This window comes from Paraburkholderia antibiotica (assembly GCF_012927125.1).
Classification (GTDB): Bacteria; Pseudomonadota; Gammaproteobacteria; order Burkholderiales; family Burkholderiaceae; genus Paraburkholderia; species Paraburkholderia antibiotica.
In genome coordinates, this window is sequence record NZ_JABBFZ010000001.1 from 462,446 (window position 1) to 484,161 (window position 21,716).

Sequence of the window (21,716 nt, forward strand, 5' to 3'; positions counted from 1 at the left end):
CACCCTGTTGGCGGCAGCGGTCCTGCAGGTGGCGGGCATGACGCCCGCGCTTGCGCAGACCTCGCTGCCTGCATCGCCGTCGTTGCCACAAGGCGCGCCGGTGCGTCCGGTGCAGGACCCTGGCCAGCAGCTCATCGACGAGCAACGCCAGCGGGCGCGGCAACGGCAGCTTGCCCAGCCGCCGGCGTCGATCGCTGTTGCGCCGTCATCAGCGGAAACGATGCTCGATATCCCGCTGGATACGCCGATCGACCAGATCGTTGAAACCGGGCCGACGTTTGCCGTCAACCGGATCGTGCTGGCCGGAGCGGATAAGAAGCCGTTCGTGTCGTCGTCGGGCATGCCGCAGGCGAGGCTCGACGCGATCATCAAGCCGTTCACCGACCACGCACTCGGCTCGCATCGTATCAACGTGCTGCTCAAGCGTCTTACCGAGGCCTTTGTGGACGCAGGCTACGTGACCACCCGCGCGCTGCTCGGACCGCAGAATCTCGGCAGCGGCACGCTGACTGTCACGATCCAGGTGGGCCACATCGGCAGCTATACGGTCAACGGTAAGCCGATCCAGCGTCTGGGCAAGGATGAGAAGTCCGCCGGCGGCGGCTGGCTCACGGACGTTGGCTATGAGAACGCGTTTCCAGCCGCGCCTGGTGCACCGCTGCGGCTGGAGGATATCGACCAGGGTGTCTCGCAGATCAACCGCCTGCGTCGCAACCAGGCGACGGTGCAGGTGCTGCCGGGGCAGAGCGTCGGCGATTCGGTCGTCGACATCAGCAATCGTTCTGGCGATGGCGTCTACTACAGCCTTGGCGTCGACAACTACGGCAGCTCGGCAACCGGCGTCACGCGTTATCGCGCGGGCATCGAGGCGGACAACCTGATCGGCCTGCAGGAATCGTTGAGCCTGAATTTCATCGATAGCACCGATAGCAACGCGCTGGTCGGTTCGTTCGCGGTTCCGTTCGGTCGCCACACTTTCAGCTACACGCTGTCCGACTCGGAATATCAGGAGGTGGTCGGCACGACCGCGCTGCTCTACGGACGCACGCTGAGCCACATCCTCGGCTGGAACTACGCACTCGATCGCACGCAGACCGACATCGTCAATCTCGATGCCACGCTGTCGTGGCGGCGCACGGATCGCGAAGTGAACGACGCCGATTTCGACCCGCAACATATTGCGGTGCTGCGGGTCGGCGGCAACTGGCTGCACAAGTTCGAGTTCAACAATGCGCCAGGCAGTGTGACGCTCGATGCCGGTCTTTCACAGGGACTGCCGTGGCTCGAGGCCGACCACAACAGGCCAAACATCGCACGCACCGACGCGCACGGCCAGTTCACCAAATTCGACGCGACGGCCACCTTCACGGTGCCGCTGCCGCCGCTGGGTCGCGCGCAGCTCGTATATCGCGGCGTGCTGGGCGGACAGTACACGAACGTCGCGCTGTACGGCTCCGAGCAGTTGTACCTCGGCGGCATGGACACGGTACGGGGTTTCCGCTCCGGTGAAATTGCCGGCGACCGGGGCATTTACTCGCGCAACGAACTCGCGTGGGTCAATACGCCCGCGTGGCAGGATGGCCGCATCGAACCCTACGTGTTCTTCGATGCCGGCAAAGCGGGACTCATCGCCGTCCCGGGTTTCCCGTCGCTTGTTGGCGCGGGCCTCGGCGTGCGTACGCAGTGGCAATGGCACCAGCAGATTCTGTCGGGCGAGTTGCTCGCAGGGCGTGCGCTGACACAACCCGCGGCCCTTGGGCCCAAAGCGACACTCATTCTTGGCACCCTCAACTGGACATACTGACAAAACATGAAGGCAAAGGAAATGAACAGAGCGTCTTATAAAACGGCGCTTGCCACCGCATTGGCAATCGGCTTCGGTGTCGCCGTGCCCGCATTCGCGCAGACGGCTTCTGCGCCGGCTGCATCGCTGCCGGCGGGCACGGTCGCGATCGTCAACGGCGTGGCGATCCCACAGTCGCAACTCGACGAAGCCGTGCGGCTCGCCGGACAGATGGGGCATCAGTCCGATACGCCGCAGTTGCGCCAGGTGCTCAAACAGCAACTGATCGAGCGCGAACTGTTCCGTCAGGGCGCGGAGAAGGCGCATTACGACACGAAGCCGGAAGTGCGGCAGGCGATGAACGAGGCGAAGGTCAACGCCGAGACGCAGCTATATCTGAAGGACACCATTCATCCCGAGCCGGTGACGGACGCGCAGGTGAAAGCACGCTATGACGCAATCGTTGCTTCACTCGGCAAGGAAGAATACAAGCCACGCATCATCGCGGTCTCCGATCCAATGACGGCCGCCACGGTGGTCAGCGAACTGAAGGCGGGCAAGGCTTTCGATCTGCTGGCCCAACAATATAGCGTCGCCCCTAGCAAGACGAGTGGTGGGCAGTTGCCGTGGGTCAGTTTCAAAACGCCGGTGACCGAAGGCAAGACGAGTGGTCTGCCGCTCGCGGTCGCGCAGGCTATCACTCAGTTGCCGGTCGGCGGGGTGAGCCCGGAGGCGATTGCGGTGGGCAATGTGCGTTTCATCGTGAAGCTCGACGCGAAGCGGCCGACGCAGGTGCCAGTGTTCGATCAGGTGAAGGGCACGATCCGACTGCAGTTGCAGATGCTGTCGGCGGAGAAGGCCGCTGCGGAGTTCACGGCAGGATTGATGAAGGACGCGACGATCCAGCAGTGACGGGCCGGCTTTACGGTTCAGATGACTGAATCGACAAAGGCGTTCCCAATCAGAGACCGCATCGCGGGCGATTACGCGCCGTTGCGCCGGACGGCAGAAATTTGCTTTCCGTAGCGGTATCTGGCAAGGCAAACTTAACAACACAACTATCGGTCGTGCCCGAGTTGCAGATGAATGTCTGCGATTTTCCAGTGGGGCAATGATGTCCGCCAATGCGTCCTGAGGTTTCTCGGCCTTCGAAGCGAGGGTCGGGGTTCGAGCCCCTTCTGCCGTACCAGAATCATCGAAGGGTTACAGGCCTTGCGTCCGTAACCCTTCTTTTTTTCCGCTCGTCTCATCGATCGTTTCGACCGAGCGGCTCAGTTAAACGCCACCCCCAACGTGTTCTTGAAAATACGCCCATCCTTCATGATGACCGCGAGATGGCTGCCCGGATCGGCGAGCAGCTGGATGTTCGCGAGCGGATCGCCTCTCACGACCAGCATGTCCGCGAGCGCGCCCGGTTCGATCACGCCGAGCTTGCCGGGGTAGGGGTTGCGCGGTCCTGCCAGCGCGAGCAGTTCGGCGTTGGTGCTGGTCGCCATCGTCAGCACGTCGGCGGCTTCGTACCAGCGCGTCATCTTCGCGAGCTGCGCGCCCTGGCGCGTCGCGAGTTTCGCGTCGAACAGCGTGTCGGTGCCCCACGCGGTTTTCAGGCCGTGCTTTTTCGCGAGCGCGTAAGCGGTGTCGGTGCCATTCGACATCTCGATCTGCTTCAACCGGCTCGGCGAACCCGCCGGGAAGAAGATCGCGTCCTCGTCGTCGAGGAACGGTTGCAGGCTGATCCAGATGCCTTCGTCGGCCAGCAGTTTCGCGGTGTTCTCGTCCATCAACTGGCCGTGTTCGATGCAGCGCACACCGCCGCGCACCGCAGTCGCGATCGCGCGCGGCATGTACGCGTGAACGGCCACATAGGTGCCCCAGTTCTCGGCGGCATCGACGGCCGCGCGAAACTCGGCTTCCGTGTATTGCGACACGTCGAGCGGGTCGTAGCTGGACGCGACGCCGCCGCCCGCCGCGAGCTTCAACTGGCTCGCGCCGAGCATCAACTGCTCGCGCGCGCGTTTGAGGATTTCGGACGTGCCGTCGGCGATCGCGCCGGCGCCCAGCACCTCGCCGCGCGACAGCGGCTGCCCCGCATGCGACGGAATCTCGTACGGCATGCGGAAGTCGCCGTGTCCTGAAGTCTGTGAAATCATCGCGCCCGACGGCCAGATGCGCGGCCCCGGCACCATGCCGATGTCGATCGCCTTCTTCAGCGAGAACGAAGGGCCGGCCATGTCGCGGATACTGGTGAAGCCGCGCATCAGCATGCGCTCGGCTTCGCTCGCCGCGGCGAGATTGACGAAGCCGATGTCGGCAACCATCAATTGCTGCATCGATAGCGACGCCATCATGATGTGCGCGTGCGCATCGATGAGCCCCGGCATCAGCGTATGTCCGCTGCCGTCCATCACCTGCATGCCGTCGAGCTTCTGGCCGTCGTCGGGTTCGACCGCGCTGATCTTGTTGCCGGTGACGATCACGCGCAGGCCGCTCTTCAGCGTTTTGCTCTTGCCGTCGAACAGGCGAATGTTGGTGAACGCGACCGGCGGTTGCTGCTGGTGAGATGACGCGGAGGCGCCGGGTTGCGGCGCGGAGGCCGACGTGCCGGAGGCGGCTGCCGCGCTGGCGAAGCTTGAGCTGCCCGGCAACGCGTGATGCGAGGCTGAAGCTGGAAGGAAGTCGGCGAACGACGGCTCAAACGACGGCTCGATCAACGGATCGGGCGTCTCGTTCAGTAGTCCACCGAGACGGGCATTGAGCCGCAGAAACGCCGGACTGTGGCAGACACAACCCCAACCCGCGGCGCCTGTGTGGCTCTGCGATGCTTGCATTTCCATTCGGAACTCCCTGGCTGAAAAGGGGCGCCGCCGCCGACACAATGCCGCGCCGGGACAGGCGTTCATCATGCATTCGGCGCATCTTAGCAGCTTGTGCCGGCGATGCGATAGCCTGTACGAGCGAGGCTCCGGACACCGTCGCGCGGCCCGCTTCGGGTGTTTCCCGACTCAGGAAATCGCGCGCGCTGCCGTTAATTCGCGAGAACCGTTTGATGCATCGCATGGAGGTCTCCGCGTGAACCGACTCAGCCTGAACACTAAACTTTGGTTGGCATTACTGATCACCTGGCTCGGTCTGCTCGGCCTTGGCGGCTGGGCCGCGTGGCAGTCGCGCGAGACGATGCTCGGCGAGCGCAAGTCGGCGGTGCGCAACATCGTCGAGAGTGCTTACGGTATCGTCGCCGATTACGCGCAGCGCGCCGACCGGCACGAGCTGACGCCGGAGCAGGCGAAGCAGCAGGCCATGGCGCGCCTCGCGACGATGCGCTATCCCGGCAACGGCTACATGATCGTGACGACCGCGACGCCGGTCGTGATCATGCATCCGGTGCTGGCCGATCTGCGCAACAAGGACGTGTCGCATTACGCGGACAGCGACGGCAAGCTGCTGTTCGTCGAGATGGTCAAGCTCGCGCAGGCGCAGGGCGAGGGTTTCGTCGATTACATGGCGCGTCTTGCCGGCAACAGCGAGCGCGTGCCGAAGATCAGCTTCGTCAAGCGCTTCGCCGGGTGGGACTGGTATCTGATTTCCGGCGTCTACGTGAACGACATCGACGCGGCGTTCCGTGCCGATCTGCTGCGCTATCTGTTGACGATCCTCGTGATCGGCAGCTTCAGCACGGCCGCGCTCGTGCTGATCATCCGCAACGTGAAGCGCAGCCTTGGCGGCGAGCCCGCTTATGCGGCGAGCGTCGCGGAAACAATTGCCGACGGCGATCTGTCGCGCCCGGTCGCACTCGCCGGCGACGATCGGCAGAGCATGCTGTTCGCGATGCAGCGCATGCAGAGCCGCCTCGCCGACGCGATCCGGCGCATCCGCGGCGGCACCGAGACGATCACGGTCGCGGCCGAGGAAATCGCGGCGGGCAATCTCGATCTGTCGGCGCGCACCGAGCAGCAGGCGTCGTCGCTCGGTGAAACGGCGGCGAGCATGGAGCAGCTCACCGCGACCGTCAAGCAGAACGCCGACAACGCGCTGCAGGCGAATCGCATGGCGCTGTCGGCGTCGAAGCTCGCGGGCGAGGGCGGCGAGGCCGTGCAGCACGTCGTCGCGAATATGCAGAGCATCGCGGCGAGCTCGGCGCGGGTTGTCGATATCATCAGCGTGATCGAAAGCATCGCGTTTCAGACCAATATTCTGGCGCTGAACGCGGCCGTCGAGGCGGCGCGCGCCGGCGAGGAAGGGCGCGGTTTCGCGGTGGTCGCGGGCGAGGTGCGCAATCTCGCGCGCCGCAGCGCGGATGCGGCGAAGGAGATCAAGAGCCTGATCGAGGATTCGGTCGAGCGTGTCGACAGCGGCAAGGCGCTGGTCGAGAAGGCGGGCGGCACGATGGACTCGCTCGTCGGCGCGGTGAAGCGGGTGACCGACATCATCAGCGAGATCTCGGCGGCGTCCGAGGAGCAGAGCCGCGGCATCGAGCAGGTCAATCTCGCGATCGCGCAGATGGACGAGACCACCCAGCAGAACGCGGCGATGGTCGAGCAGGCAGCGGCCGCCGCGCAGTCGATGCAGGAGCAGGCGCAGATGCTGCGCGACGTCGTCAATATGTTTCACTTGCAGGGGGCGGCTGCCGAGCATTGATGGTCGCAACCGCGCTGTGAGTGCGGCGAGCGCACATCCCGCCGCACAAAAAACGGGCAGCCAAAGCTGCCCGTCGAAGTCCCACCGCAATGGCGGGTTGCTGCTGCCGGTCATCCTTATCGAGTGCCCCCGATTACTGCCTGATATTCAGCGCCGCCGTCAGGTCGCCCATCGGCTTGCTGCCGTTGCTCGCGAGCGCCGCGTCGCGGGTGGCGATACCCGGCAGCGTCGGCAGCGAGAAGCGGCGCGTGATGAAGCGCAGGATCGACGTCGTGTCGTACTGCGTATGATCGACGTAGCCCTTCTTCGCGTACGGCGACACGATCAGCGCCGGAATGCGCGTGCCCGGTCCCCAGCGGTCGGCCTTCGGCGGCGCGACGTGATCCCAGAAGCCGCCGTTTTCGTCGTAGGTCACGACGACCAGCATGTTGTTCCACTGCGGGCTCTTCTGCAGATGCGCGATCACGTCCGCGATGTGCTGGTCGCCCGACGAGACGTCGGTATAGCCCGGGTGTTCGTTCAGGTTGCCCTGCGGCTTGTAGAACGACACCTGCGGCAGCGTGCCCGCGTCGATCGCCTTGATGAACTCCGAACCGGCCATCCCGCCGTCGAGCAGATGCTGCGCGCGATTCGTCGTGCCGGGCGCCAGGTCCGCGAAGTAGTTGAACGGCTGATGATGCGGCTGGAAATTCGGCGCCGTCAGATTCGCGCCGTAGATCACGTTCGACGTGCCGTTCTGCGCGGCCGACATCGCCGCGCCCCACGCGCCGCCATACCACGCCCACGAGACCTTCGCGTCGTTCAGCAGATCGCCGATGTGGTGCTGTGTCTGCGGCGGCAGCGTGGTCGCCGCGGACGGGTCGGCGAGCGTTGCATCGCCGCCGGAGGCTGCCTTGTTGCCGCTCGGCTGATACGGCGGCTGCATCGTGTTGATCGCGTAGAAGTCGGGCGTCAGGTTGCCCGACAGCACGTACCTGGGCGGACCGCTGAGGGCCGAAGCCGGCGAATTCGCCGCGAGCTTCAGTGTGACGCCGTCGCTCTCGACCGCCGACACCGAGCCCGCCGCCGGGCTCTTGTCCGCGTTCGGGTAGAGCGGGGTGCACGAGCAGATCAGCCACTGGTGATTGAGGAACGAGCCGCCGAACGCGCCCATGAAGAAGTTGTCGGCGAGCGTGTATTGCTGGGCGATTTTCCACAGCGGCAGCTTGTCGGCGTTCAGCGAATAATGGCCCATCACGAGGCCGCCCGAATCCGCCCACGCGGCGAACTTGTCGTTCTTGCCGCCGTTGATCTGCATCTGGTTCTCGTAGAAGCGGTGATACAGGTCGCGCGTCGTCGCGCTGATCGGCGTGTTGAAGCCCTTTGGGTCATCGATCGCGAACGGACTGTTCGGCAGGTTGGCCGTCATCGCCTCGGTGACGACCGGCGTCACGCCGGTTTGCGTGAGGCCGTTCCAGACCAGCGGCAGCGTCGCGAGCGCCGCGCCGTTGCGGTCCACCTGGGTCGAGTTCGTCGCGCTCACGTTCTGCAGACCGTTCGCGCCGGGGAAGTTGCCGTACAGGTTGTCGAAGCTGCGGTTTTCCGCGTAGATCACGACGACCGTCTTGATCGACGTGATGTCGGGCTGGATGGCGTCATTGCCGCCGCCGCACGCATACAGGCTCAGCGCGGCCGCGATTGCGATGGGCGTCGCGCGGATCATGGTGTTCTTCATTGGACTGGGTTCTCACTCTCGCGTTGGGGACGAGCCGCTTTGGTTTGCAGGAGGCGGCTTGCTGGCGAAAGTGTGTCGTCAGTTTTTGACAGAAAGATGTAATTAATTACGAATACATTCTTATTTGAGTTTCGTTGTAGGCAAAACGTCATGTAATAGACATGTAAACGAAATACGCTCGATGGTTTCGACAGCATGGATTCATCTTGCGTATGTGCAGCCTGGTCTGATGGGAATTCGAGCAGCGGTGATGCGGCGGGCGCTGGCGGTTGCGCTGGCCGTAACGGGTTTGACGACGATGCTGACGGCTTGCGATGGGCGATCGGGGGCGGGAGCCGGGGCCGCCGCGAGTGCCGTTGATACGGGCGCGAACGCGGACGCAAAGTCCGCGCTCGGTGCCGGCGCGGGCGCAGGTGGCGATGGTCAGCCTCGCGCGGTGGGTGCGGTGGCAGCGAGCGCTTCGCCAGTCACGCAAGCCGCGCCTGCGTTGCCGGTTACCGCCTCCACGGTCAAGGTCGCCGCGCACGACGCCGGCCAGAGTCGCGCGCAGGTCTACGAATCGGTGCGGCAGATGACGGCGCTCGGCAAGCAGCTGTTCTTCGACCCGACGCTGTCCGGCTCGGGCAAGCTCGCCTGCGCGTCGTGCCACAGTCCCGAGCACGGCTTTACGCCGGCCAACGCGCGCCCGGTGCAACTGGGCGGCAGCGATATGCGGCGCGCGGGGCTGCGCGCCGCGCCGACGCTGAAGTATCTGCAATCGGTGCCGGCGTTCGCCGAGCACTATCACGAGTCCGATGACGAAGGCGACGAAAGCGTCGATGCCGGTCCGACCGGCGGTCTGACGTGGGATGGGCGCGTCGATCGAGGCAGCGCACAGGCGAGCATTCCGTTGCTGTCGTCGTTCGAGATGGGCAGCTCGCCCGCGCGCGTGACGGCGGCGGTCAAGGCCGCGCCGTACGCCGACGCGTTTCGCGCGGCCTTCGGCGAACACATCTTCGATAACGACGACGCAACCTTCAACGCCGTGCTGCAGGCGCTCGGCACGTTCGAGCAGACGCCCGAGCTGTTCTATCCGTACACGAGCAAGTACGACGCGTATCTGGCCGGCAAGGCCTCGCTCAGCGCCGCCGAGCTGCACGGCCTCGAACTCTTCAACGACGAACGCAAAGGCAACTGCGCGAGTTGCCACATCAGCCAGCGCACCCGCGACGGCGCGCCGCCGCAATTCAGCGACTTCGGTCTGATCGCGATCGGCGTGCCGCGCAACCGCGCGCTGCCGGCTAATCGCGATCCGCATTTTTACGACCTCGGCGCGTGCGGACCGGAGCGCACCGACCTGAAGGGCCGCGACGAATTCTGCGGTATCTTCCGCACGCCGACGCTGCGCAACGTCGCGTTGAAGCAGAGCTTCTTTCACAACGGCATCTATCACTCGCTCGAACAGGTGGTGCGGTTTTATGTCGAGCGCGATACGAACCCCGGGAAGTTCTATCCGGTTGTCGGCGGCAAGGTGCGCAAGTTCGACGATCTGCCGCAGCGCTACTGGGCCAATCTGAATACCGAGCCGCCGTTCGATCGCAAGCCGGGCGACAAGCCCGCGCTCGATGAAGCCGAGATCGCCGACGTCGTGGCGTTTCTGAAGACGTTGACCGATGGGTATCGGCCGGAGGGGAAGGCGGCGGCGGCACGGTGAGGGGGCTGGTGCGGTTGGTACGGGTTGGTGCAGAGAGATGTGGATCAACGCGCGTCGTAGCGATCGCCAGCACGGCGCTCCTTATCCGACGCTCTCCTGTCACGCGCTGCAAGCTGAGTCGTCCGAATCCATCGAATCGTGCATGCTATGCTTTTGAGGTCTGGATCAAAAGCCGCCGCGCGCCTGCGAGCGTCGCGCACTCTTTCGAGGAGAATCGTTCATGTCGATGCGAACCCCCATGCTGTTCCGTCTGTGTGCCGCGAGTCTGCTGCTGGGCGCTGCGCTCGGCGCGCAAGCCGCGAACCTCGGTTTTCTGAACGACACGCCGATTACCTACATGAAGCAACGCGACGTCGACTCGCTCAAGCACACGGTGGTGGGCGCGCTCAACGATAAGAAAGACGGCGAGAGCCTGAAGTGGGACAACGAAGGCACCGGCAATAGCGTGAAGATCGACGCCGACATTACGCTCGGCAGTACCGCCAACGATGGCGGGCGCACCTGCCGCGACCTCGCGGTCGTGCTCAACGCGAAGGGGCAGGCGGTGCATCTGCGCCCGACCTTCTGTAAGGAAGGCGAAGGCCCGTGGCAACTGCAGAAAAAGCATTGAAGCGCATGCGCGGGATGAGCTTGATTGGTGTAGCTGGCGTGGTTAAGGCAGCGCGTGGCGCCGCGCGTCGTCGTGAAGAGGTCTGGCGATGAGCCCGCGCATCGTGTCGTGCGGGATCGTGTTGCTCGATCCCGATGGCCGCGTGCTGCTCGCGCACGCGACCGAAACCACGCACTGGGACATTCCGAAAGGGCACGGCGAGGACGGTGAGGCGCCGCACACCACCGCGCTGCGCGAGATGGTCGAGGAAACCGGTATCGCGCTCGAGCCCGCGCGCCTGAAGGACCTTGGGCTCTTCGTCTATCGGCGCGACAAGGACCTGCATCTGTTCGCGGCGCGCGCCGGCGTCGATGAACTCGATCTGAGCGGCTGCACCTGCACGTCGCTATTTCCGCGCCGCTCGGACGGCACGCTGATCCCCGAAATGGACGCGTACCGCTGGGCGTCGATCGACGAAATCCCGCGCTACGCGAGCCGCAGTCTCACACGGCTGTTCGAGACGACGCTGTCGCTCGCGGAGCTGCACCGCTCGCTCGGGCGCTAGTGCAATAGGGCGCTAGCGCCGGCAAAAACTCCAGCAAGAACGCCGGCAGTCAATCGAGCGCGCGGTCGTTCGGATGCGCGAACAACGCGCGGTTCTGCTCGGACAGCGGGAAATTGATATTGATCCCATGAGGCGGAATCGGCTGCGTGAACCATGTCCTGTAGAGGCGTTCGGCATCGCCGGAAGTCTGCGAATGCGCGATCACGCGATTCACGAGCGAGCGGAACGGCTCGTCGCCTTTGCGGAACATGCACGCGTAGACCTCGTAGCCGAGCGGCGTACCGGTCACGACGAAATCCTCGGGGTGCGGATCGGTCGCCCTGAAGCCGTAGACGATCGGCTCGTCCATCACGAACGCGACCGCGCGGCCATCCTTCATCGCGGTGAACGCTTCCTGATGATCGCGTGCGCTGATGATGCGCATGTTCAGCTGCCGGTCGGTGTTCAGACGTCGCAGCAGGCGCTCGTCGGACGTGCCGGCGGTCGTCACGACCGGCTTGCCGGCCAGATCCGCGAAATCGTCGATACCGCTGTTCTTGCGCGTGATCATGCGCACCGCGTACTGGAAGAAGCTGTCCGAGAACGCGGCGACGTTTTCGCGCTCGACCGTGTGCGTGGTCGAGCCGCATTCGAGATCGATCTGGTTGTTCAGCAGCATCGGCGTGCGGTTCGACGACGTCACCGTGACTTCGTGCACCCGCAGTTGCGGCATGCTCAGCGTCTTCCTGATTTCATCGACGATCTGCATCGCGATCGCCTGCGAGTAGCCGACCGTGCGCTTACCGTCGAAGTACGAGAACGGAATCGACGCCTCGCGCACGCCGAGCACGACCGCGCCGTCGTCGTGGATCTTTCTGAGCGTGCCGGTGAGTTCGTCCGCGCGGGCCGCGCCGCCGCAGGCGAGCGTCCCGCAGACGGCCAGCGCGGCGACTAGGCCCCGCATGCTGCCCCGTACGCCGCGCGCGTGATGCACGCCGCGCACGTGACGCGGCATCCGCGCGCGCGGATCGATTCGAATGGTGGTGCCCCCGGTCGCTTCCCCGCGGTGGGCTGCAATTTTCATCGGACCTCCCGGACCGGCGCGCCTGGTCGAGCGCGCAGTGAGTGTCGATCGAACGTTATGCAACCTTCATGTAACGAAAAGGCGTGTATCCCGTGACCGGGACACACGCCTGAGTCAACCCGGTCGGGCCGGCACGACCGGCGCCGACGATGCCAGCTTACGCCGGCTTGCCCCAACTGTCGCGCAGAGTGACGATGCGGTTGAATACGGGCTTACCCGGCTGCGAATCGACGCGGTCGGCGACGAAGTAGCCATGGCGCTCGAACTGGTAGCGCTGTTCCGGCAGCGCATGGCGCGCGCCGGTTTCGAGGTAGGCCTGGACCACGCGCTTCGAATCCGGGTTCAGCGCTTCGAGGAAGTCGCGGCCACCGGCGTCCGGTTGCGCTTCCTTGAAGAGCCGGTCGTAGATGCGCACCTCGGCCGGGCAGGCCGCCGTCGCGCTGACCCAGTGGATATTGCCCTTGACCTTGTAGTTGTTCGCGCCCTCGGTGCCCGACTTGCTGTCCGGGAAGTAGTTGCAGTGCACCGCGACGACGTTGCCGTTCTCGTCCTTGTCCGCGCCAGTGCACTCGATCACGTAGCCGTAACGCAGACGCACCTTGTTGCCCGGGAACAGCCGGAAGTAGCCCTTCGGCGGCGTTTCCGTGAAGTCTTCGCGCTCGATCCACAGTTCGCGCGAGATCGGGAATTCGCGCACGCCCTGTTCCGGATGATGCGGATGCACCGGTGCGCTGCACGGCTCGGTGAGGTCGGCCGGGAAGTTGTCGATGATCAGCTTGACCGGGTCGAGCACGGCGACCGTGCGCGGCGCCTTCGCGTCGAGATCGTCGCGCAGCGCGCCTTCGAACACGCTCATGTCGATCCAGGAATCGACCTTGGTTACGCCGATGCGCTCGCAGAACAGCTGGATCGACTCCGGCGTGAAGCCGCGCCGGCGCACGCCGACGATGGTCGGCATGCGCGGATCGTCCCAGCCGTCCACGTGGCCTTCGTTGACCAGTTGCAGCAGCTTGCGCTTGCTGGTGATCGCGTAGGTCAGGTTCAGGCGCGAAAACTCGATTTGCTGCGGCAGCGGACGCGTGAAGATGCCCGCGTCGGCGAGTTCGTTGAGGATCCAGTCGTACAGCGGACGATGGTCTTCGAACTCGAGCGTGCACAGCGAATGCGTGATGTTTTCGAGCGCGTCCGAGATGCAGTGCGTGTAGTCGTACATCGGGTACACGCACCACGCGTCGCCGGTACGGTAGTGATGCGCGAAGCGGATGCGGTAGATGACCGGGTCGCGCATGTTGAAGTTCGGCGACGACATGTCGATCTTCGCGCGCAGCACGTGATCGCCTTCCTTGAACTCGCCGGCCTTCATGCGGCGGAACAGGTCGAGGTTCTCCTCGACCGAGCGTTCGCGGAAACGCGACGGCGTGCCGACTTCGGTCGCCGAGCCGCGATTGGCGCGCATTTCCTCGGCCGACTGGCTGTCCACGTAGGCCTTGCCGCGCTGGATCAGCAGCTCCGCGTACTCGTACAGCTTGTCGTAGTAGTTGCTCGCGTAATACAGATGCTCGGTGTTGTCCTTCTTCCACTCGAAGCCGAGCCACTTGACCGAGTCGATGATCGAGTCGACGTATTCGACGCTTTCCTTTTCCGGATTGGTGTCGTCGAAACGCAGATGGCACACGCCGCCGTAGCTGCGCGCGACGCCGAAGTTCAGGCAGATGCTCTTCGCGTGACCGATGTGCAGATAGCCGTTCGGCTCCGGCGGGAAGCGCGTCTCGACGCGCTGGCTCCATTTGCCGGTGCGGTTGTCGTCGTCGATGATGTTGCGGATGAAATTGGATGCCGCGGGCGCGTCGTTGCGTTCAGCGTCTTTGCGTTCGGTATTCATGCGAGAAGATGAGAGTCCGTTGGGGCGCGCAATGCGCCCGCTGAGCCGTTAATTCTACCTGACGAGCCCGCTTGCGGCAGGCGCTTGCGGCGCGCGGCCAACGGTGGGGCGGGTTTTGCGGGGTGATTTGAGTGGGGGGCGGGGGCGCATTGGTCGTGGACCGGCGATGGATTGGAGCGGTGCGATAGAAAGGGGCGAATGGGCGCGAAGGGATGTGGATTGGTGATTGGGAGGCGGAGAGGCGGAGAGGCGGAGAGGCGGAGAGGCGGAGAGGCGGAGAGGCGGAGAGGCGGAGAGGCGGAGAGGCGGAGAGGCGGAGAGGCGGTGCGCTGTAACAGGAGGTAAAACGGTTTGGCGAGCGCCGCGACCGCAACTTAGGATGCCTGCGGCGCACCGTGCCGGCGTGGCGCGCACCGGTTGCACGTCGGCGTTGCTGCAAGGTGTCCGTGCGGTGCGCCGGCGAAGAATCCCCGTTCGAGCCTCGGCGGGCCGCGCAGCTTGCCGCCTCGCGCGCCGGATTTTTTCACGCAGCCTGCGCCGGACTGCGGCGCGTACGCGGCCTCACACCGGCGTGACCGGCCATATTGACCGGATTGCGGCCGTATTGATCAGATGGACCGCCTCGATCCTCATCGTCTTGCACGACGCGCCGTCGTTCGTGCACCATGCTCGCCTCGTTGCCGGAGTTTTCTCGGATGTCCATCCCGACGCACGGCGCGTCCCGCGCGCCTTTCGCTTGCGTTTCCGCGAGCGCCCAGTCTCATTCTGTTTCCCGCCGCCGTAGCCGTTTCGTGTCGGCATCGGCGTGGTGTGCCGCGTTGGTCGGTCTTGCCGGCGGCCTCGCCATGCCGCTGTCCGCCGCCGCGAAAACATCGCCGCCGAAACCCGCGCTCGATGCCTCCGCGGTGGCCGCGCCGGACGGCTACAGCGCCGACACCGCGCAGCAGATCTTCGCGCAGGGCGGCAATGCCGTCGATGCCGCGGTCGCGATGGCCTTCACGCTCGCGGTCACGCGGCCCGACGCGGGCAACCTTGGCGGCGGCGGTTTCATGACGCTACTCGTCGACGGCAAGCCGTACTTTCTCGACTACCGCGAGCGCGCGCCGCAGCAGGCGACCCGCGACATGTACCTCGACGACAAAGGCAACACCGTGCCGGGCATGAGCACGATCGGCCATCGCGCGGTGGCGGTGCCGGGCACCGTCGACGGCATGTGGGAAGCGCAGCGGCGCTTCGGCAAGCTCAAATGGAAGCAGGTGCTCGCGCCCGCGATCCATTACGCGACCGACGGCTTTCAGGTCGACGCGCGGCTGCAGCAGCGTCGCGACGCGGCCGCGCAGCGCTTCGCCGGCCGAACCAATTTCGACGCGTACTTCTCGAACCTGAAGGCGGGCGCGACGCTGCGTCAGCCGGAACTCGCGCAGACGCTGGCGCGACTCGCGAGCGACGGCGGCCGCGAGTTCTACGAGGGTCGCACCGCCGAGCAGATCGTCGCGCAGATGTACGGTCACGGCCTGATCACGAAACAGGACCTCGGTCAGTACAAGGCGCTATGGCGCGAACCGCTTGCCGCCGACTGGCGCGGCTATCGTGTGATCACCGCGCCGCCGCCGGGCTCGGGTGGCATCGGGCTGCTGCAGATGCTGAAAATGAAGGCTGCCTTGCAGCCTGCGTTCGATGGTCTCGCGCCGAATTCGGCGCCCTACATCCATCTGGTCGCGCAGATCGAGGACCGCGTGTTCGCGGACCGGCAGCGCTATATCGGCGACCCGGACGCGACGCCGGTGCCGGTCGCGAAGCTGCTCGACGACGCGTATCTCGCGCAGCGCGCGGCCGAAGTCAAACCCGCCGAGATGCCGGGCGCCGCGCCCGTTGCGCCTGCCGCGTCCAGCCTCGCCGGCGCGGCGGCGGAAAAGCCGCAGACCACGCATTTCTCGGTGGTCGACAAGTGGGGCAACGCGGTGTCGAACACCTACACGCTGAACGGCGACTTCGGCTCGGGCGTGGTGGTGGATGGCGGTGGCTTCCTGCTGAACGACGCGATGGACGACTTCGTCGTCAAGCCGGCGGGCGCCGGCGCGGCGGGCTCGACGGGTGGGGCCGCCGCATCCGCCGCGTCTGGTAGCGCGCCTGCGTCGCAAGGCACGGCCGACGCCGAGCCCAACACGATCGCGCCGGGCCGCCGGCCGATTTCGTCGATGACGCCGACGCTCGTGCTGAAGAACGGCAAGATCGCGCTCGCGCTCGGCACACCCGGCGGCTCGCGCATCCTGACGACGATTTTCCAGGTGATGACGAACCTGTACGACTTCGACATGACGCCGACGGATGCACTCGCCGCGATGCGCTTTCATCACCAGTTGTTGCCGCAGAAGACGATCTATTTCGAGCCGTACCATCCGGCGCCGGCCGAACTCGCCGAGCAACTGAAGGCGCTGGGCTATACGATCGAGCAGCAGTCGTTCAATGGCGATGTGCAGATGATCCGCGTCGACGGCACGACGCCGGAGCCGGCGAGCGATCCGCGCGGTGGCGGCGTCGCGCGGGTGATACGGTAGGCGGCCGAGCCGGTGTCATTCGAACGGACGACGGCTCGAGATGAGTCGACGCGGGAAACCAATGCGGTAAAACCAACGCAGCAAACCAGACGCGGGGAACGCGATGAGCGCACCAGAAACGCACACACTCGTGCTGCCGGGGTATCTGAACTCCGGTGTCGGCCATTGGCAAACGCGCTGGGAGGCGCTCGATCCGGCGTGTGTCCGGGTACAAATGCCGGACTGGGAGCAGCCGTCGCGCGACGCATGGTGCCGCACGCTCGACGCCGCGGTCGCCGCTGCCGACGCGCCGCTCGTGTTTGCCGCGCATAGCCTGGGCTGCCTGACCGTCGCGTTCTGGGCCACGCAGTACGCGAGCCCGGCGCAGCTTGCGAAGGTGGCCGGCGCGCTCCTGGTAGCGCTGCCCGATCCTGCCGAAGCGCATTTCCCGCGCGAGGCGAGCGGCTTCGCGCCGGTGCCGCTCGCGCGCTTGCCGTTCTCGACCATCGTCGTGGCGAGTAGCGACGATCCGTATGGCGGCGTCGTGTTTTCGCAGACCTGCGCGAACGCGTGGGGCAGTCGCTGGATCGATCTCGGCGCGCGTGGGCATATCAATGCCGATAGCGGCCTCGGCGATTGGGACGAAGGGCGGCGCTGGCTGGCTTCGCTGGGCACGCCGCGCTGACGCTGGACGCTCGTTGCTAGCGGCGGGTGCTTCGGGAGTAGGGCGGTGGCGTTCGTAGGCCGGGCAGTGGCGGCCTTGAGTCGCGGCCGTGAGTCAAGGCCGTGAGTCAAGGCCGTGAGTCAAGGCCGTGAGTCAAGGCCGTGAGTCAAGGCCGAGCCGCATCGCCGGATCTCGATCGGGAGGCCCGCCGTCGCCGCATCGCGCTATTACGACCACGCCACCTCACGCCACGCGACGGTCACGGCGATGGTCAGGCCACCAGACCACCGCCGCCTATCCGTCACAACCCAACCCTCACCCGCTCAGATCACCGATTTTCCCTTCAACTGCGCGATCTTCGCGTCGTCGTAGCCCAGCACGTCGTGCAGCACGCGCTCGGTATGTTCGCCGAGCAACGGCGGATGACTGACGGCCTGCGGCGGCGTGCTGGTCATATTGATCGGATTGCGCACGAGCTTGACCGTGCCGCCCGACGGATGCGGCAAATCCACCTGCAGCCCGCGCGCGACCACCTGCTCGTTCTCGAAGACTTCGTTCAGGTCGTTGATCGGCCCGCACGGCACGCCGGCCGCTTCGAGCGCGGAGATCCACTGCTGTTTGCCCTGCAGACGCACCATCTCGGCGAGGATCGGCACGAGGCTGTCGCGGTGGCGCACGCGCGCCGGGTTGGTCGCGAAACGGTCGTCTTCGGCGAGTTCGGGCCGGCCGCCCACTTCGACGAACTTGCGGAACTGGCCGTCGTTGCCGACCGCGACGATGATCCAGCCGTCGCTCGTCTGGAAGGTCTGGTACGGCACGATGTTCGGATGCGCATTGCCCCAGCGCACCGGAGGCTGGCCGCTCGCCAGATAGTTCGAGTTCATGTTGGCGAGCATCGCGACCTGCACGTCGAGCAGCGCCATGTCGATGTATTGCCCTTCGCCGGTACGGTCGCGATGCGTGAGCGCCGTCAGCACCGCGATGGTCGAATACATGCCGGTCATCAGATCGGCGATCGCGACGCCGGCCTTCTGCGGGCCGCCGCCGGGCTGACCGTCGCGCTCGCCGGTAATGCTCATGAAGCCGCCGATGCCCTGCACGATGAAGTCGTAGCCCGCGCGCTGCGCATACGGGCCGGTCTGCCCGAAGCCGGTGACCGAGCAGTAGATCAGATCGGGTTTCACCTGCTTCAGCGATTCGTAGTCGAGCCCGTACTTCTTCAACTGGCCGACCTTGTAGTTCTCCAGTACCACGTCGCTTTGCGCGGCGAGCTCGCGGATGATCTGCTGGCCTTCGGGCGAGGCGATGTCGACCGTGACCGAGCGCTTGTTGCGGTTCGCCGCGAGGTAATACGCGGCCTCGCGCGTATCGGCGCCTTGCGGGGTTTTCAGGTACGGAGGCCCCCAGTGGCGGGTATCGTCGCCGACCTCGGGGCGTTCGATCTTGATGACGTCGGCGCCGAAATCGGCAAGCGTCTGCGCGCACCACGGGCCGGCGAGCACGCGGGTGAGGTCCAGCACGCGGATGTGACTGAGGGCTCCCATATTCCTGACTGTCTCCTGATGTAGGCGGGCGCCGCGCGAGGCGCCGCGCCAGGTTTCGTTGCAAGCCATCTTAAGCGATTCCCGTCGCGAGGCGCAGTCAGCCGGACGTCATAGCGCTGTTCGGACGCGGGGACACGCCGGTGTCTCGGCCGCCGCACCCCGACCTGGCCGGATGGCCAGCCGCGCCGCGCGCGCTTGCCGATCCCGTATAATCGGTCGTTTAAAGAAACAGACAGTTGGCGTCTCCCACCGACCGCCAGTCTCCGTCAGGAACCGTCAGGACCGTCCCCCGCACGCTATGAAAGCCGCTGAAATCCGCGAGAAATTCCTCAAGTTCTTCGAATCGAAGGGCCATACGATCGTCCGTTCGTCGAGCCTCGTGCCCGGCAACGACCCGACACTGCTCTTCACCAATTCGGGGATGGTGCAGTTCAAAGATGTGTTCCTCGGCGCGGAGTCGCGTCCGTATTCGCGCGCCACGACCGCGCAGCGCAGCGTGCGCGCGGGCGGCAAGCACAACGACCTCGAAAACGTCGGCTATACCGCGCGTCACCACACGTTCTTCGAGATGCTCGGCAACTTCTCGTTCGGCGACTACTTCAAGCGCGACGCGATCCACTATTGCTGGGAACTGCTGACCACGGTCTACAAGCTGCCGGCGGACAAGCTCACGGTCACCGTCTACCAGGAAGACGACGAAGCCTTCGACATCTGGGCGAAGGAAATCGGCGTGCCGGTCGAGCGCATTATCCGCATCGGCGACAACAAGGGCGCGCGCTACGCGTCGGACAACTTCTGGCAGATGGCCGACACCGGCCCGTGCGGCCCGTGCTCGGAAGTGTTCTACGACCACGGTCCGGAAATCTGGGGTGGCCCGCCGGGATCGCCGGAAGAAGACGGCGATCGCTTCATCGAGATCTGGAATCTCGTGTTCATGCAGTTCAATCGCGACGCCCAGGGCAACATGACGCCGCTGCCCAAGCAGTGCGTCGATACCGGCATGGGTCTGGAGCGTCTCGCGGCCGTGCTGCAGCACGTGCACAGCAACTACGAGATCGACCTGTTCCAGGCGCTGATCCACGCCGCGGCCCGCGAAACGGGCGTGAGCGACCTCACGAACAACTCGCTGAAGGTCATCGCTGATCACATCCGCGCATGCTCGTTCCTGATCGTCGACGGCGTGATTCCGGGCAACGAAGGCCGCGGCTACGTGCTGCGCCGTATCGTGCGCCGCGCGATCCGTCACGGCTACAAGCTCGGCAAGAAGGGCGCGTTCTTCCACAAGCTGGTCGCGGATCTCGTCGCGCAAATGGGCGCCGCGTATCCGGAACTGAAGGACGCCGAGCAGCGCGTGATCGACGTGCTGCGTCAGGAAGAAGAGCGCTTCTTCGAAACCATCGAGCACGGCATGTCGATTCTCGACGCCGCGCTGGCCGACCTCGACGCAAAGGGTGGCAAGACGCTCGACGGCGAACTCGCATTCAAGCTGCACGACACCTACGGCTTCCCGCTGGATCTGACCGCGGACGTGTGCCGCGAGCGCGGCGTGACGGTCGACGAACCCGCGTTCGACGAAGCGATGGCGCGTCAGCGCGAGCAGGCGCGCGCGGCGGGCAAGTTCAAGATGGCGCAAGGCCTCGAATACTCGGGCGCGAAGACCACGTTCCACGGCTACGAAGAAATCGTCTTCGACGACGCGAAGGTCGTCGCGCTGTACGTGGACGGCGCGTCGGTGCAGCAGGCTAACGCCGGCCAGCAGGCGGTGGTCGTGCTCGATCACACGCCGTTCTACGCGGAGTCGGGTGGCCAGGTCGGCGACCAGGGTGTGCTCGCGAACGCCAGCACGCGCTTTGCCGTCGTCGATACGCTGAAAGTGCAGGCCGACGTGGTCGGTCATCACGGCGCGGTCGAACAGGGCACGCTGAAGGTCGGCGACGTGGTCAAGGCGGAAATCGATGCGGTGCGCCGCGCGCGCACCCAGCGCAACCACTCGGCCACCCACCTGATGCACAAGGCGCTGCGCGAAGTGCTCGGCTCGCACGTGCAGCAGAAGGGCTCGCTCGTCGACGCCGACAAGACCCGTTTCGACTTCGCGCACAACGCGCCGATGACGGACGAGCAGATCCGCCAGGTCGAAGCGATCGTCAACGCCGAAATTCTCGCGAACGCGCCGGGTATCGTGCGCCTGATGTCTTATGACGACGCGGTGAAGGGCGGTGCGATGGCGCTGTTCGGCGAAAAGTACGGCGACGAAGTGCGCGTGCTCGACCTCGGCTTCTCGCGTGAATTGTGCGGTGGCACGCACGTGAACCGCTCGGGCGACATCGGCTTCTTCAAGATCGTGATGGAAGGCGGCGTGGCCGCGGGTATCCGTCGCGTGGAAGCGATCACCGGCGACAACGCGGTGCGCTACGTGCAGGACCTCGAAGCGCGTGTCAACGCGGCCGCGGCGGTGCTGAAGGCACAGCCGTCGGAGCTGACGCAGCGCATCGGCCAGGTGCAGGACCAGGTGAAGGCGCTCGAGAAGGAACTGGGCGCGCTGAAGTCGAAGATGGCATCGAGCCAGGGCGACGAACTGGCGGGTCAGGCGATCGAGATCGGCGGCGTGCACGTGCTCGCGGCGACGCTCGAAGGCGCGGACGTGAAGACGCTGCGCGAAACGGTCGACAAGCTGAAGGACAAGCTGAAGAGCGCGGCGATCGTGTTGGCCGCGGTCGACGGCGGCAAGGTCAGCCTGATCGCCGGTGTGACCGCCGACGCAAGCAAGAAGGTCAAGGCGGGCGAACTGGTCAACTTCGTGGCCCAGCAGGTCGGCGGCAAGGGCGGTGGCCGTCCGGACATGGCGCAGGCTGGCGGTACGGAGCCGGCCAAGCTGCCGGCGGCGCTGGCAGGCGTCAAGGCTTGGGTCGAAGGGCAGCTTTGATACGAGACTGAATCGGGTTTCAATCCGGCTTGCGCCGGATTCGGCCCAAGGGGCCACGCGGCGCGCCGGTAGCACTGGTGTACTGCGTGGCCCTTTTGTTTTTGATGTGGCTGGGCCCTGCTGG

General features: G+C 65.4%; 14 protein-coding genes. 9 read left to right on the forward strand and 5 right to left on the reverse strand.

What is annotated here, in order from left to right:
- Positions 1–37 precede the first annotated feature (37 nt).
- Both HHL14_RS02155 and HHL14_RS02160 read left to right on the forward strand, forming a co-directional pair.
- Complete coding sequence (locus HHL14_RS02155; protein WP_169495926.1) at positions 38–1,804, forward strand: ShlB/FhaC/HecB family hemolysin secretion/activation protein; 1,767 nt, start codon at positions 38–40, stop codon at positions 1,802–1,804.
- A gap of 21 nt (positions 1,805–1,825) precedes the next feature.
- On the forward strand, positions 1,826–2,695 hold the full coding sequence (locus HHL14_RS02160) for a peptidyl-prolyl cis-trans isomerase (protein ID WP_169495927.1): 870 nt from the start codon (positions 1,826–1,828) through the stop codon (positions 2,693–2,695).
- A gap of 359 nt (positions 2,696–3,054) precedes the next feature.
- On the opposite strand, the gene HHL14_RS02165 is transcribed toward HHL14_RS02160, so the two are convergent.
- Positions 3,055–4,617 carry a metal-dependent hydrolase family protein gene (locus HHL14_RS02165; RefSeq protein ID WP_206002151.1) on the reverse strand — a complete coding sequence of 521 codons (1,563 nt, stop codon included), beginning with the start codon at positions 4,615–4,617 and terminating at the stop codon, positions 3,055–3,057.
- A gap of 235 nt (positions 4,618–4,852) precedes the next feature.
- Here HHL14_RS02165 and HHL14_RS02170 point away from each other — a divergent pair, with 235 nt between their 5' ends.
- The gene (locus HHL14_RS02170) at positions 4,853–6,418 is read left to right on the forward strand and encodes a methyl-accepting chemotaxis protein (RefSeq protein WP_169495928.1); all 1,566 of its coding nucleotides are present in this window, start codon (positions 4,853–4,855) and stop codon (positions 6,416–6,418) included.
- A 133-nt stretch (positions 6,419–6,551) separates the two neighbouring features.
- Here the strand turns inward: HHL14_RS02170 and HHL14_RS02175 are convergent, their stop codons facing one another.
- Complete coding sequence (locus HHL14_RS02175) at positions 6,552–8,132, reverse strand: acid phosphatase (RefSeq protein ID WP_169495929.1); 1,581 nt, start codon at positions 8,130–8,132, stop codon at positions 6,552–6,554.
- Positions 8,133–8,361: 229 nt separating this feature from the next.
- Between HHL14_RS02175 and HHL14_RS02180 the strand changes: the two genes are divergently transcribed.
- From HHL14_RS02180 to HHL14_RS02190, 3 genes are all read left to right on the forward strand, one after another.
- Positions 8,362–9,825: a cytochrome-c peroxidase gene (locus HHL14_RS02180; RefSeq protein ID WP_169495930.1), complete on the forward strand. Its 1,464-nt coding sequence runs from the start codon at positions 8,362–8,364 to the stop codon at positions 9,823–9,825.
- A 220-nt stretch (positions 9,826–10,045) separates the two neighbouring features.
- Positions 10,046–10,435 (forward strand): RT0821/Lpp0805 family surface protein, encoded by a 390-nt coding sequence (locus tag HHL14_RS02185; RefSeq protein WP_169495931.1) that lies wholly within the window; start codon positions 10,046–10,048, stop codon positions 10,433–10,435.
- A gap of 88 nt (positions 10,436–10,523) precedes the next feature.
- Positions 10,524–10,979, forward strand: a complete 456-nt coding sequence (locus tag HHL14_RS02190) for an NUDIX hydrolase (protein WP_169495932.1) — start codon at positions 10,524–10,526, stop codon at positions 10,977–10,979.
- Between the two features lie 49 nt (positions 10,980–11,028).
- On the opposite strand, the gene HHL14_RS02195 is transcribed toward HHL14_RS02190, so the two are convergent.
- Positions 11,029–11,922 carry a transporter substrate-binding domain-containing protein gene (locus HHL14_RS02195; protein WP_230412909.1) on the reverse strand — a complete coding sequence of 298 codons (894 nt, stop codon included), beginning with the start codon at positions 11,920–11,922 and terminating at the stop codon, positions 11,029–11,031.
- Positions 11,923–12,199: 277 nt separating this feature from the next.
- Positions 12,200–13,924, reverse strand: a complete 1,725-nt coding sequence (locus tag HHL14_RS02200; RefSeq protein WP_169495934.1) for a glutamine--tRNA ligase/YqeY domain fusion protein — start codon at positions 13,922–13,924, stop codon at positions 12,200–12,202.
- 695 nt (positions 13,925–14,619) lie between these two features.
- On the opposite strand from HHL14_RS02200, the gene ggt reads away from it, so the two are divergent.
- Both ggt and HHL14_RS02210 read left to right on the forward strand, forming a co-directional pair.
- Positions 14,620–16,482: a gamma-glutamyltransferase gene (ggt, locus tag HHL14_RS02205; RefSeq protein ID WP_169495935.1), complete on the forward strand. Its 1,863-nt coding sequence runs from the start codon at positions 14,620–14,622 to the stop codon at positions 16,480–16,482.
- Positions 16,483–16,585: 103 nt separating this feature from the next.
- Positions 16,586–17,146, forward strand: coding sequence for an RBBP9/YdeN family alpha/beta hydrolase (locus tag HHL14_RS02210; RefSeq protein ID WP_169495936.1), 561 nt, complete (start codon positions 16,586–16,588; stop codon positions 17,144–17,146).
- A 302-nt stretch (positions 17,147–17,448) separates the two neighbouring features.
- Here HHL14_RS02210 and HHL14_RS02215 read toward each other — a convergent pair whose 3' ends face one another.
- Entirely contained in the window at positions 17,449–18,669 is a 1,221-nt protein-coding gene (locus HHL14_RS02215; RefSeq protein WP_169495937.1) for a CaiB/BaiF CoA transferase family protein, read from the reverse strand.
- 298 nt (positions 18,670–18,967) lie between these two features.
- Here HHL14_RS02215 and alaS point away from each other — a divergent pair, with 298 nt between their 5' ends.
- Positions 18,968–21,592 (forward strand): alanine--tRNA ligase, encoded by a 2,625-nt coding sequence (gene alaS, locus HHL14_RS02220; RefSeq protein ID WP_169495938.1) that lies wholly within the window; start codon positions 18,968–18,970, stop codon positions 21,590–21,592.
- Positions 21,593–21,716: the final 124 nt, after the last annotated feature.